The following is a 12,708-nucleotide window of genomic DNA, read 5'->3' on the forward strand; positions in this document are numbered from 1 at the left end:
GCCCCAGTCGTTTATGCCTTGCTGATCAGGTTGCCGGCGTGCAACCCGCATTCCTTCTGGGTCGACTCCTCCCACCACCAACGTCCTTCGCGCTCATGCTGGTTCGGCAGCACTGGGCGGGTGCACGGCTCGCAACCAATGCTGATGAAACCGCGCTCGTGCAGGCTGTTGTACGGCAGTTCGAGCATGCGGATGTAGCCCCAGACTTCCTCGCTGGTCATCTGCGCCAGGGGGTTGAACTTGTACAGGGTGCGCTCCGGGGTGGAGAAGGCGCTGTCGATCTCCAGGGCCGCTACCTGGCTGCGGGTGCCGGGGCTCTGGTCGCGACGCTGGCCGGTGGCCCAGGCGCTCACGGTGGCCAGCTTGCGGCGCAGCGGCTCGATCTTGCGGATACCGCAGCACTCGCCATGGCCGTCCTTGTAGAAGCTGAACAGGCCCTTTTCCTTGACGAACGGGTCGAGCTTGTCGCGGTCCGGGCTGAGGATTTCGATCGGCAGGTTGTACTGCTCGCGCACCTGGTCGATGAAACGGTAGGTTTCCGGGTGCAGGCGACCGGTATCGAGGCTGAACACCTTGACCTGCTTGTTCAGTTTCCAGGCCATGTCCACCAGCACCACATCCTCGGCGCCACTGAAGGAGATCCACAGGTCGTCGCCGAAGTGTTCGAAGGCGAGCTTGAGGATCTCCTGCGGGGACTTGCTGGCGTAGGTCGCGGCCAGGGCGGCGACGTCGAAGGGTTGGCTCATCAGGCGGTTTCCATCGGGTGAGTGGCGCTGTGCGCTCGTAGTGATCAGATGGTAACAAAAAATGGCGGGGCAGACGCCTGGCGATCGCGGGGCAAGCCCGCTCCCACGGAGTTCTACAAGGCTTGCAGCGTTTCCATCAGCACGCGCACCTTGGCGATCGACTCTTCGTATTCGGCCTGCCAATCCGAATCGGCCACCACCGCGCCACCGCCCCAGCAACTGACCTGGCCGTCCTTGACCAGCAGGCTGCGGATGGCGATCGAGCTGTCCATCTCGCCGCGCACGTCGAGGTACAGCAGCGAGCCGCAGTACAGCGCCCGGCGCGTCGGCTCCAGCTCGTCGATGATCTGCATGGCGCGGATCTTCGGCGCGCCGGTGATCGAGCCGCCGGGGAAGCTGCCGGCGATCAGGTCCAGGGCGTCCTTGCCGGCGGCCAGCTGGCCGACCACGCTGCTGACCAGGTGATGGACGTTGGGGTAGCTCTCCAGGCTGAACAGTTCCGGCACCTTCACCGAACCGGTCTGGCAGGTGCGGCCGATATCGTTGCGCAGCAGGTCGACGATCATCAGGTTTTCCGAGCGGTCCTTGGGGCTGGCCAGCAGCTCGGCGGCGTTGCGGGCGTCCTCGGTCGGGTCGGCGGCGCGTGGGCGGGTGCCCTTGATCGGGCGGGTCTCGACTTCGCCCTGGCTGACACGGATGAAACGCTCGGGCGAGAAGCTCAGCAGCGCCGTGCCTTCATCCAGCTGCTGGTAGCCGGAGAACGGCGTCGGGCAGGCGGCGCGAAGGGCCTGGTAGGCGCGCCATGGGTCGCCCTGGCAGGGGGCGCGAAAGCGCTGGGTGAGGTTGATCTGGTAGCAGTCGCCGGCCTGGATGTAGCGCTGCACCTGGTCGAACGCCGCCCGGTACTGCTCGGGGCGAAGATCGCCGGTCATGGGTGCCAGCAGGTGGAAGTCACCGCTATCGCCCGGGGTGCTGGCCTCGAACAGCGCGATGAGCCGTTGCCGTTCGTCCTCGGGCAGCCGCGGGTGGAACACCAGCTGGCTGCTGCACAGCCGATGATCGGACACCAGTGCCCAGGCATACAGCCCCAGCCGGGCGTCGGGCAGGCCGAGGTCGTCGACCGCGTGCGTCGGCAATTGCTCCAGGCGCCGGCCAAAGTCGTAGCTCAGGTAGCCGATCAGGCCGCCGGCGAAGGGCAGTTCGATGCCCTCGGGCAGTTGCGCTTCCCCAAGTTCCGCCAGTGCCTGGCGCAGGCGCTGCAGGTAAGCCTGACCGTCCTCATCGCTGCGTGCCTGCAGCTGTTGCAGGGGCCAGGCGCTGAGCAGATCGTAGCGACCGCGTTCGGCACCCGGACGGGCGCTGTCGAGCAGGATCGCGCCGGGCGCGCGGCGCAGGCGTTCGAAGTAGAAGGCGGGGTCGGGCTGGTAGGGCAGGGGGTGCAGCGTACAGGTCGGCATCAGAGTGGACGGCGATGAAAAAGCGAGGAGGGCGATTGTAGACCTGTGGGGGGGATGCGCCTAGCGCCGGCAGCGACATTCGCATGTTGTGTCTCGCCTCGGGGTCGCTATGCGACCCTTTCGCCGCGGTTCGTCGTCACGGCAAGCCGGCTCCCACAGGTGGTGTGCAATCCTTGTGGGAGCTGGCTTGTCGTGGCGACGAACCGCAAGGGGCTGCAGAGCAGCCCCCGAGCATCACTGCGGATGAACGTGCCCGAACAGGCCTTGCGAGACCTTCACGCGCTGCTCGGCATCCTCGCTGCGACCTTCCTTGGCCAGCATCTCCAGGTGCGCCTCGATGGCGTGGGTGCGTTGCGTGAGCCCGCAGTCGTTGGCGATCTGGATGTTCAGGCCGGGGCGGGCGTTGAGCTCGAGGATCAGCGGGCCCTTGTCCTGGTCCAGCACCATGTCCACACCGATGTAGCCCAGGCCGCACAGCTCGTAGCAGCTGGCGGCAAGCTTCATGAAGCCGTCCCAGTTCGGCAACTGCACGCCGTCCACCGCGTTGGTGGTGTCGGGGTGCTTGCTGATGATCTTGTTCAGCCAGGTGCCGCGCAGTGTCAGGCCGGTGGCCAGGTCCACGCCGACGCCGATGGCGCCCTGGTGCAGGTTGGCCTTGCCGCCGGACTGGCGGGTCGGCAAGCGCAGCATGGCCATCACCGGGTAGCCCATCAGCACGATGATGCGGATGTCGGGCACGCCCTCGTAGCTGATGCTCTTGAAGATCTGGTCCGGAGTGACCCGGTACTCGATCAGCGCGCGGTCGCGGTGCCCGCCCAGCGAATACAGGCCGGTAAGGATGCTGGAGATCTGGTGCTCGATCTCCTCGTGGCTGATGATCTTGCCCGAAACCGTGCGGTAGCGGTCCTCGAAGCGGTCGGCGATCACCAGGATGCCGTCACCGCCGGCGCCCTGGGCCGGTTTGATGACGAAGTCGCTGCGCCCGCCGATGATCTCGTCGAGCTTCTCGATCTGTTTCTCGGTCTCGATGATGCCGTACATCTCCGGCACATGGATGCCGGCCGCCAGGGCGCGCTCCTTGGTGATGATCTTGTCGTCGACGATCGGGTACAGGTGGCGCTTGTTGTACTTCAACACGTAGTCCGCGTTGCGCCGGTTGATACCCATGATGCCCCGAGCCTCCAGGGCTTTCCAGGTCTTGATCAGGCCGAACATCAGGCGTCAGCCTTCTTCAGGAATGCCTTGAAGCGCACGAGCTCGGTCAGGCGGTAGCCGCGGTAGCGACCCATCGCCAGCATGAAGCCCACCAGGATCAGCAGCACCGCCGGGAAGGTGAAGACGAAGTACACGGCTTCCGGCACGGTCATCAGCAGGTGCGCGATGGAGGCGGCGAACAGGGTGCCGACGGCCACTTTCATGGCATGGCCGCCGCCACGTTCTTCCCAGGTGATCGACAGGCGTTCGATGGTCATGGTCAGGATCACCATCGGGAACAGTGCCACAGACAGCCCGCGCTCCAGGCCCAGCTTGTGGCTGAACAGGCTGATGGCGGCGATCAGCACCACGACGAAGGTCAGCACCACCGACAGGCGCGGCAGCATCTGCAGCTTGAGGTGTTCCAGGTACGAGCGCAGCGACAGGCCAAGGGCGGTGATCACCGTGAACAGGATGATGCCGAAGCCCAGTTGCGTCTCGCGGAAGGCCAGGGCGATCAGCACCGGGGTGAAGGTGCCGAGGGTCTGGATGCCGATCAGGTTGCGCAGCACCAGGATCACCAGCACGCCGATCGGGATCATCACCATGATCATGAAGGTCTGCTGGGTCTGCAGCGGCAGGCCGTACAGCGAGTATTCGAGGAAGTCGGCGTCGGTGTTCTCGTCGGTCAGCTTGGCCAGGCGGATGGCGTTCATCTCGCTGTTGTTCATGCTGAAGGTGACGGTGGCCTTCTTGCCGCCATCGACGGTAATCAGGTTGTCGTCGCCGGTCCACCACAGCAGGCGGTCGCTAGGCAGGCCTTGCTCGCCGGTCTCCGGGTTGAAGTACAGCCAGTCGTTGCCGTTGAAGCTGCGCAGCCACAGTTCAGGGCTCTGCGGGGTGTCGGCCACCAGACGGATGGTGTGGACCTTCTCCAGCGGGACGTGGGCGATGGACAGCAGCAGGTCGATGACCTGGGCTTTCTTCAGCGGCGAGTTGTCGCCGGCCAGCAGCAGCTTGGCGTTGTCGTCGTTGGCGTTGTTGACCCGTTTGATGGTCTCGCTGACGAAGGTTTCGACGTCGGCCGAGTGCTGGCGGATCGGTGCCATCAGTGCTTCGGCGGCGATCTTCTCCGGGCCTTCGACGGCCAGGCTGTCGCGGAAGGTCGGGCCCTTGATCTTGGCTTTCTCGGTGCTGTAGCGCTTGGTCAGCACCAGACGGTAGTAGAGGGTCTGGTTGCCGCTGGCGCGACGGGCCGACCAGGTCACCTTGCGGTTGCCGTCGGCGCGGTTGACGCTGACACCATAGTTGTTGGAGATGAAGCTCTCGTTGAGGCTCACGTAGTCACGGTTCAGCGGGGGCACGAACATCTGCACCTTGACCGGGTCCTTGGCGCTGGCGACGAACTCGACCTTGGCGTCGATGTTCCACAGATCATCGGTCTCGTCCTCGGTCACCGGGATGCCGAGGGCGAAGATCTGGTAGGCCGTGATCGCGATGCCCAGCACCACCAGGACGGTGATCAGGACTTTCAGGTGGAGGGTAAGAGAGCGCATCGGAATTACTCTGCTTTGGGAGCTTCGGTGGCACAGGCAGGTTTGCCGGCCGCGTATTTAAGGCTTGGGTCGACCAGCGCACCGAAGTGCTTGAGGGCCTCGGAGCCGATCAGCAGCGGGAACTGGAAGGCGCTGCGGTCGGTGAGGTTGACCTCGATGGTGCGTCGCGTCTGGCCCATGCAGATGTCGAGTTCGATGACTGGACGGGCAGTGTAGGCCTTGCCCGAGTCGGCGTCATAGTCCCCGGCGCGGCGCTTGATCTTGCTGACGCGGGCCAGGGGGCGTTCGATGGGGTGCTTGTGCGCGGCGTCGATGGCCAGGTAGAAGCGCACCCAGCTCTCGCCGTTGCGCTTGAAGCGCTTGATGTCGCGGGCGCTGAGCGAGGCGGTCTTGGCGCCGGTGTCGAGCTTGGCTGCCACTTCCAGGTCAAGGTCGCCCAGGCGGGCGTATTCGTTGAGACCGTACACGGTCTTTTCGGCCGCGGGCGCGAGTGCCGGCAGCAGGGTCAGGCAGAGCAGCAATGAAGCGGGTTTGAGTCTCATAATCCTGGCGCGGTGCTGTGCAAAGTTCAGGGCAAGGCGACTGGCCAAGCGTCCTCATTGATCTGTCATGGGCATGAAATGATGACAGACACACTATCCATGCTCCCGAAGGAGCGCGGCATTCTATCACGCCGGTGCCTTGACGCCAGCGCGCCCGCGATCTGACCGCGGCTAGGCTTGGTTAGTTCGTTATTAGACGATTGTCGACAATGTTCTTTTTGTCTTTGACTGTGGCTGTCTATTTAGCTAGTTTTGCCGTCATCGATTTGCAAGGTGTCGACAATCATGCTGGATGTATCCCAGGCCGTGGCAGTGCCGCAGGACGAGACCGAGACCCTCTCGGAGCATGTCTTCCGGCGTATCCAGGCCGCCATCGTCAAGGGCGAGATCGCCCCCGGCAGCAAGATTTCCGAGCCTGAGCTTGCGCGTACCTACGGCATCAGCCGCGGCCCGCTGCGCGAGGCCATCCACCGTCTCGAAGGCCAGCGCCTGCTGGTGCGCGTGCCGCATGTCGGCGCCCGGGTGGTATCGCTGAGCCACGCCGAGCTGATCGAGCTGTATGAAATCCGTGAGTCGCTCGAAGGCATGGCCTGCCGCCTGGCCGCCGAGCGCATGAGCCAGGCCGCCATCGACGAACTGCGCCATGTGCTCGATACCCATGAGCGCGATGCCGCGTTCCAGGCCGGGCAGGGCTACTACCAGCAGGAAGGCGACTACGACTTCCACTACCGGATCATCCAGGGCAGCGGCAACCAGACCCTGTACAAGATGCTCTGCGGCGAGCTGTACCAGCTGGTGCGCATGTACCGCATCCAGTTTTCCTCCACGCCCAACCGGCCGCGCCAGGCCTTCGCCGAGCACCACCGTATCCTCGATGCCATCGAAGCCCGCGACGGTGAGCTTGCAGAACTCCTGATGCGCCGCCACATCGGCGCGTCCAAACGCAATATCGAGCGCCATTACCAAGGTGCCGACAACAATAGCCCACGAGGTGAGTCATGACAGTGAAGAGCACGCCCGGCCAGCGTTTCCGTGACGCGGTCGCCGCCGAACATCCGCTGCAGGTGGTCGGGACCATCAACGCCAACCACGCCCTGCTGGCCAAGCGCGCCGGTTTCAAGGCCATCTACCTCTCCGGTGGCGGTGTTGCCGCCGGCTCCCTGGGCCTGCCGGACCTGGGCATCAGCGGCCTGGACGACGTGCTCACCGATGTGCGCCGCATCACCGATGTGTGCGACCTGCCGCTGCTGGTGGATGTCGACACCGGCTTTGGCGCCTCGGCCTTCAACGTCGCCCGCACCGTCAAGTCGATGAGCAAGTTCGGCGCCGCCGCCATTCATATCGAGGACCAGGTCGGCGCCAAGCGCTGCGGCCACCGCCCGAACAAGGAGATCGTTTCGCAGCAGGAGATGGTCGACCGCATCAAGGCGGCCGTGGATGCCCGCAGTGACGACAGCTTCGTGATCATGGCGCGCACCGACGCCCTGGCGGTGGAAGGCCTGAACGCCGCCCTGGACCGCGCCGCCGCCTGCATCGAGGCTGGCGCCGACATGATCTTCCCTGAAGCGATCACCGAGTTGCACATGTACAAGACCTTCGCCGACCGGGTGAAGGCGCCGATCCTGGCCAATATCACCGAATTCGGCGCCACGCCGCTGTACACCACCGAGGAACTGGCCTCGGTCGACGTGTCGCTGGTGCTCTACCCGCTGTCGGCCTTCCGCGCCATGAACAAGGCGGCCGAGAACGTCTACACCGCGCTGCGCCGCGACGGCACCCAGAAGAACGTGATCGACACCATGCAGACCCGCATGGAGCTCTACGATGCCATCGGCTATCACGCCTTCGAGCAGAGCCTCGATGCATTGTTCGCGCAGAAGAAAGGGTAAGCGAATGCCTGTACCGGCCCTGCGACAGGGCCGGTACGAATCACCAGGATTAGCCAGCAAGACTTCGATAACAAATTCAAGAAAGGAGAAACACCATGGCCGAAGCAAAAGTACTCAGTGGCGCGGGCCTGCGTGGCCAGGTGGCCGGCCAGACCGCGCTGTCGACCGTCGGCCAGGCCGGCGCCGGCCTGACCTACCGCGGCTATGACGTGCGCGACCTGGCCGCAGGCGCCGAGTTCGAGGAAGTGGCCTACCTGCTGCTCTACGGCGAGCTGCCGAGCAAGGCCGAGCTTGCCGATTACAAGCGCAAGCTCAAGGGCCTGCGCGACCTGCCGCAAGCGCTGAAGGAAGTGCTCGAGCGCATCCCGCGCGATGCACACCCGATGGACGTGATGCGTACCGGGTGCTCGGTGCTCGGCACCCTGGAGCCGGAGCTGACCTTCGACGCCCAGCGCGACAAGACCGACCGCCTGCTGGCGCTGTTCCCGGCGGTGATGTGCTACTGGTACCGCTACACCCACCACGGCGTGCGCATCGACTGCAGCAGCGACGAAGACACCCTCGGCGGCCACTTCCTGCACCTGCTGCACGGCAAGAAGCCGAGCGAGCTGCACGTCAAGGTGATGAACGTCTCGCTGATCCTTTACGCCGAGCACGAATTCAACGCCTCGACCTTCACCGCCCGGGTCTGCGCCTCGACCCTGTCCGATTTGTACTCCTGCGTGACCGCCGCCATCGGTTCGCTGCGCGGCCCGCTGCACGGTGGTGCCAATGAGGCGGCCATGGAGCTGATCGAGCGCTTCCAGAGCCCGCAGGAAGCCACTGCCGAGCTGCTGCGCATGCTCGAGCGCAAGGACAAGATCATGGGCTTCGGTCATGCCATCTACAAAGAGTCCGACCCGCGCAACGAGGTGATCAAGGGCTGGGCCAAGCAGTTGGCCGACGAAGTGGGCGACAAGGTCCTGTACCCGGTCTCCGAAGCCATCGACAAGACCATGTGGGAGCAGAAGCGCCTGTTCCCCAACGCCGACTTCTACCACGCCTCGGCGTACCACTTCATGGGCATCCCGACCAAGCTGTTCACCCCGATCTTCGTCTGCTCGCGCCTGACCGGCTGGGCCGCGCACGTGTTCGAGCAGCGCGCCAACAACCGCATCATCCGCCCGAGCGCCGAGTACGTCGGCGTCGAGCAGCGCCAGTTCGTGCCGATCGAACAGCGCTGAGGCAACGACCGCTAGGGCTGCCATGCAGCCCTTTCGCCGGCAAGCCGGCTCCCACAATGTCCATGCGTTGCTGTGGGAGCCGGCTTGCCGGCGATGGGGTGCGCAGCACCCCCAAGGCCTGACCTGCAAACCGAATACCGTGAGCCCGATAACGATATGAACACCGCATTCCGCAAGAACCTGCCAGGCACCGCCCTGGACTACTTCGACGCCCGTGCCGCGGTCGAGGCGATCAAGACCGGCGCTTACGACGGCCTACCGTATACCTCCCGCGTACTGGCCGAAAACCTGGTGCGTCGCTGCGATCCGGCCACCCTCGACGCATCGCTCGAGCAACTGATCGAGCGCAAGCGCGACCTCGACTTCCCCTGGTTCCCGGCCCGCGTGGTGTGCCACGACATCCTTGGCCAGACCGCCCTGGTCGACCTCGCCGGGCTGCGTGACGCCATCGCCGACAAAGGCGGCGACCCGGCCGCGGTCAATCCGGTGGTGCCGGTGCAACTGATCGTCGACCATTCGCTGGCCGTGGAATGCGGCGGCTTCGACCCGCAGGCGTTCGACAAGAACCGCGCCATCGAAGACCGCCGCAACGAAGACCGTTTCCACTTCATCAACTGGACCAAACAGGCGTTCAAGAACGTCGACGTGATCCAGCCGGGCAACGGCATCATGCACCAGATCAACCTGGAGAAGATGTCGCCGGTGATCCACAACGACCGCGGCCTGGCCTACCCCGACACTTGCGTCGGCACCGACAGCCATACGCCGCATGTCGACGCCCTGGGCGTGATCGCCATCGGTGTCGGTGGCCTGGAGGCCGAAAACGTCATGCTCGGCCGCGCCTCGTGGATGCGCCTGCCGGAGATCGTCGGCGTCGAGCTGACCGGCCGCCTGGCGCCAAACATCACCGCTACCGACCTGGTGCTGGCCCTGACCGAGTTCCTGCGCAAGCAGAAAGTGGTCGGCGCCTACCTCGAATTCCACGGTGCCGGCGCCAGCGCGCTGACCCTGGGCGACCGTGCCACCATCTCCAACATGGCCCCGGAGTACGGCGCGACCGCGGCGATGTTCGCCATCGACCAACAGACCATCGACTACCTCAAGCTGACCGGCCGCGATGACCAGCAGGTGCAGTTGGTGGAAACCTACGCCAAGGTCGCCGGCCTGTGGGCCGACAGCCTGGCCAAGGCCGAGTATGAGCGCACCCTGAGCTTCGACCTGTCGAGCGTGGTGCGTAACATGGCAGGCCCGTCCAACCCGCACGCGCGCGTGGCCACCAGCGACCTGGCGGCCAAGGGCATTGCCGGGCAATGGCAAGAAGTACCGGGGCAGATGCCGGACGGCGCGGTGATCATCGCCGCCATCACCAGCTGCACCAACACCAGCAACCCGCGCAACGTGATCGCCGCTGGCCTTATCGCCCGCAACGCCAACAAGCTTGGCCTGGTGCGCAAGCCGTGGGTCAAGTCGTCGCTGGCGCCGGGCTCCAAGGCCGTGCAGCTGTACCTTAAGGAAGCAGGCCTGGAACAGGAGCTGGAGCAATTGGGCTTCGGCATCGTCGCCTTCGCCTGCACCACCTGCAACGGCATGTCCGGCGCGCTCGACCCGGTGATCCAGCAGGAGATCATCGATCGCGACCTGTACGCCACCGCCGTGCTGTCGGGCAACCGCAACTTCGACGGGCGTATCCACCCCTACGCCAAGCAGGCGTTCCTCGCGTCGCCGCCGCTGGTGGTGGCCTACGCCATTGCCGGTACCATCCGTTTCGACATCGAGAAGGACGTGCTGGGCGTGGTCGACGGCAAGGAAATCCGCCTCAAGGACATCTGGCCGAGCGATGAAGAGATCGACGCCGTGGTGCGTGCCTCGGTCAAGCCCGAGCAGTTCCGCCAGGTGTACATCCCGATGTTCGCCATCGAGGAAGACAAAGGGCCGAAGGTCGCGCCGCTGTACGACTGGCGTCCGATGAGCACCTACATCCGCCGCCCGCCGTACTGGGAAGGCGCCCTGGCCGGTGAGCGTACCCTGCGCGGCATGCGCCCGCTGGCGGTGCTGCCGGACAACATCACCACCGACCACCTGTCGCCGTCCAACGCCATCCTGCTCGATAGCGCCGCCGGTGAATACCTGGCGAAGATGGGCCTGCCGGAGGAAGACTTCAACTCCTACGCCACCCACCGTGGCGACCACCTGACCGCGCAGCGCGCCACCTTCGCCAACCCCAAGCTGTTCAACGAGATGGTGCGCAAGGACGATGGCAGCGTGAAGCAGGGTTCGCTGGCGCGCATCGAGCCGGAAGGCAAGGTGACCCGCATGTGGGAGGCCATCGAGACCTACATGCAGCGCAAGCAGCCGCTGATCATCGTCGCCGGTGCCGACTACGGCCAGGGGTCGTCCCGTGACTGGGCGGCCAAGGGCGTGCGTCTGGCTGGCGTCGAGGCGATCGTCGCCGAAGGCTTCGAGCGCATCCACCGTACCAACCTGGTAGGCATGGGCGTGCTGCCGCTGGAGTTCAAGGCGGGCACCGACCGCAACACCCTGGGCCTGGACGGCGGCGAGACCTATGACGTGCTGGGCGAGCGCAAGCCGCGGGCGACGCTGACCCTGGTGGTCACGCGGCGCAACGGCGAGCGCGTCGAGGTGCCGGTCACCTGCCGCCTGGATACCGCCGAAGAGGTGTCGATCTATGAGGCGGGTGGGGTGTTGCAGCGCTTTGCCCAGGACTTCCTGGAAGGCACGGCCTGAATAAGCGGGGCCGCTGAGCGGCCCTTTCGCCGGCAAGCCGGCTCCCACAGTAGGTGCGGCATGCTCATGTGGGAGCCGGCTTGTCGTGACGACGAACCGCGGCGAATGGGCTGCGCAGCAGCCCCAGTCTTTGCGTAGCAATGAAAAAATCAGGAAGCACGGCAATGGCACATGCACCACAGGTAAAAATCCCCGCCACCTACATCCGTGGCGGTACCAGCAAAGGCGTGTTCTTTCGCCTGCAAGACTTGCCCGAGCGCGCGCAGGTCCCAGGCCCGGCCCGCGACGCCCTGCTGCTGCGGGTGATCGGCAGCCCCGATCCGTACGGCAAGCAGATCGACGGCATGGGTGGCGCCACCTCCAGTACCAGCAAGACGGTGATCCTGTCGAAAAGCCTCAAGGCCGACCACGACGTCGACTACCTGTTCGGCCAGGTCTCGATCGACAAGGCCTTCGTCGACTGGAGCGGCAACTGCGGCAACCTGTCCGCCGCGGTCGGCTCGTTCGCCATCAGCGGCGGGCTGGTCGATGCGAGTCGCATTCCACGCAATGGCATCGCTACCGTGCGGATCTGGCAGGCCAACATTGGCAAGACCATCATCGCCCATGTGCCGGTCACCGAGGGCGAGGTGCAGGAAACCGGCGATTTCGAACTCGATGGCGTGACCTTCCCGGCCGCCGAGGTGCAGTTGGAGTTCCTCGACCCGGCCGCCGACGAGGATGGCGGGGGCGGGGCGATGTTCCCCACCGGCAACCTGGTCGACGACCTCGAGGTGCCGGGCGTCGGTACCTTCAAGGCGACCCTGATCAATGCCGGTATCCCGACCATCTTCGTCAATGCCGCCGATATCGGCTATACCGGTAGCGAGTTGCAGGACGCCATCAACGGCGATGCCGCCGCATTGCAGCGTTTCGAGACCATCCGTGCCCATGGCGCCGTGCGCATGGGGCTGATCGAACATATCGACCAGGCCGCCGGGCGCCAGCACACGCCGAAAGTGGCGTTCGTCGCGGCGCCGAGCACCTACACTGCCTCCAGTGGCAAAGCGGTGCCTGCCGAAGAGATCGACTTGCTGGTGCGTGCACTGTCGATGGGCAAGCTGCACCACGCGATGATGGGCACCGCAGCGGTGGCCATCGGTACCGCCGCGGCGATTCCCGGGACGCTGGTCAACCTGGCTGCCGGTGGCGGAGAACGCAGTGCCGTGCGTTTCGGCCATCCGTCCGGGACACTGCGGGTCGGAGCCGAGGCGCGTCAGGTGGACGGGCAATGGACCGTGACCAAGGCAATCATGAGCCGAAGCGCTCGGGTGCTGATGGAGGGCTGGGTGCGCGTGCCCGGTGATAGCTTCTAAA

General features: G+C 65.2%; 10 protein-coding genes. 5 read left to right on the forward strand and 5 right to left on the reverse strand.

Features of this window, described 5'->3' with window-relative positions:
• Window positions 1–11: 11 nt before the first annotated feature.
• From AAHK21_RS23020 to AAHK21_RS23040, 5 genes are all read right to left on the reverse strand, one after another.
• Window positions 12–746, reverse strand: a complete 735-nt coding sequence (locus AAHK21_RS23020) for a phosphoadenylyl-sulfate reductase (RefSeq protein WP_050705067.1) — start codon at window positions 744–746, stop codon at window positions 12–14.
• Between the two features lie 113 nt (window positions 747–859).
• Window positions 860–2,203 (reverse strand): aminodeoxychorismate synthase component I, encoded by a 1,344-nt coding sequence (pabB, locus tag AAHK21_RS23025; RefSeq protein ID WP_367858431.1) that lies wholly within the window; start codon window positions 2,201–2,203, stop codon window positions 860–862.
• A 234-nt stretch (window positions 2,204–2,437) separates the two neighbouring features.
• The gene (locus AAHK21_RS23030) at window positions 2,438–3,418 is read right to left on the reverse strand and encodes an alpha-L-glutamate ligase-like protein (RefSeq protein WP_038706442.1); all 981 of its coding nucleotides are present in this window, start codon (window positions 3,416–3,418) and stop codon (window positions 2,438–2,440) included.
• Complete coding sequence (locus AAHK21_RS23035) at window positions 3,418–4,953, reverse strand: inactive transglutaminase family protein (RefSeq protein WP_046854910.1); 1,536 nt, start codon at window positions 4,951–4,953, stop codon at window positions 3,418–3,420. The genes AAHK21_RS23030 and AAHK21_RS23035 overlap by 1 nt, the downstream gene beginning before the upstream one ends.
• Before the next feature lie 5 nt (window positions 4,954–4,958).
• A complete protein-coding gene (locus AAHK21_RS23040) occupies window positions 4,959–5,495 on the reverse strand; it encodes an ATP-dependent zinc protease (RefSeq protein ID WP_023629916.1) in 537 nt (178 codons plus the stop codon).
• 285 nt (window positions 5,496–5,780) lie between these two features.
• On the opposite strand from AAHK21_RS23040, the gene AAHK21_RS23045 reads away from it, so the two are divergent.
• The 5 genes from AAHK21_RS23045 (at window position 5,781) to prpF (ending at window position 12,707) form a co-directional block, all read left to right on the forward strand.
• The gene (locus AAHK21_RS23045) at window positions 5,781–6,497 is read left to right on the forward strand and encodes a GntR family transcriptional regulator (protein ID WP_023629917.1); all 717 of its coding nucleotides are present in this window, start codon (window positions 5,781–5,783) and stop codon (window positions 6,495–6,497) included.
• Window positions 6,494–7,384, forward strand: a complete 891-nt coding sequence (gene prpB, locus AAHK21_RS23050; protein WP_038706441.1) for a methylisocitrate lyase — start codon at window positions 6,494–6,496, stop codon at window positions 7,382–7,384. The genes AAHK21_RS23045 and prpB overlap by 4 nt, the downstream gene beginning before the upstream one ends.
• A 95-nt stretch (window positions 7,385–7,479) precedes the next feature.
• The gene (gene prpC, locus AAHK21_RS23055; RefSeq protein ID WP_046854911.1) at window positions 7,480–8,607 is read left to right on the forward strand and encodes a 2-methylcitrate synthase; all 1,128 of its coding nucleotides are present in this window, start codon (window positions 7,480–7,482) and stop codon (window positions 8,605–8,607) included.
• Between the two features lie 156 nt (window positions 8,608–8,763).
• Window positions 8,764–11,352, forward strand: coding sequence for a Fe/S-dependent 2-methylisocitrate dehydratase AcnD (gene acnD, locus AAHK21_RS23060; RefSeq protein WP_367858432.1), 2,589 nt, complete (start codon window positions 8,764–8,766; stop codon window positions 11,350–11,352).
• 164 nt (window positions 11,353–11,516) lie between these two features.
• Window positions 11,517–12,707, forward strand: coding sequence for a 2-methylaconitate cis-trans isomerase PrpF (gene prpF, locus AAHK21_RS23065; RefSeq protein ID WP_367858433.1), 1,191 nt, complete (start codon window positions 11,517–11,519; stop codon window positions 12,705–12,707).
• Window position 12,708 lies beyond the last annotated feature (1 nt).

The sequence above is a fragment of the Pseudomonas sp. TE50-2 genome, assembly GCF_040813665.1.
GTDB lineage: Bacteria > Pseudomonadota > Gammaproteobacteria > Pseudomonadales > Pseudomonadaceae > Aquipseudomonas > Aquipseudomonas soli.

What these genes read in the sequence shown, in the direction of transcription:
- AAHK21_RS23020 (WP_050705067.1), bottom strand. Translation starts at nt 746, where the DNA reads ATGAGCCAACCCTTCGACGTCGCCGCCCTGGCCGCGACCTACGCCAGC.
- pabB (WP_367858431.1), bottom strand. Translation starts at nt 2,203, where the DNA reads ATGCCGACCTGTACGCTGCACCCCCTGCCCTACCAGCCCGACCCCGCC.
- AAHK21_RS23030 (WP_038706442.1), bottom strand. Translation starts at nt 3,418, where the DNA reads ATGTTCGGCCTGATCAAGACCTGGAAAGCCCTGGAGGCTCGGGGCATC.
- AAHK21_RS23035 (WP_046854910.1), bottom strand. Translation starts at nt 4,953, where the DNA reads ATGCGCTCTCTTACCCTCCACCTGAAAGTCCTGATCACCGTCCTGGTG.
- AAHK21_RS23040 (WP_023629916.1), bottom strand. Translation starts at nt 5,495, where the DNA reads ATGAGACTCAAACCCGCTTCATTGCTGCTCTGCCTGACCCTGCTGCCG.
- AAHK21_RS23045 (WP_023629917.1), top strand. Translation starts at nt 5,781, where the DNA reads ATGCTGGATGTATCCCAGGCCGTGGCAGTGCCGCAGGACGAGACCGAG.
- prpB (WP_038706441.1), top strand. Translation starts at nt 6,494, where the DNA reads ATGACAGTGAAGAGCACGCCCGGCCAGCGTTTCCGTGACGCGGTCGCC.
- prpC (WP_046854911.1), top strand. Translation starts at nt 7,480, where the DNA reads ATGGCCGAAGCAAAAGTACTCAGTGGCGCGGGCCTGCGTGGCCAGGTG.
- acnD (WP_367858432.1), top strand. Translation starts at nt 8,764, where the DNA reads ATGAACACCGCATTCCGCAAGAACCTGCCAGGCACCGCCCTGGACTAC.
- prpF (WP_367858433.1), top strand. Translation starts at nt 11,517, where the DNA reads ATGGCACATGCACCACAGGTAAAAATCCCCGCCACCTACATCCGTGGC.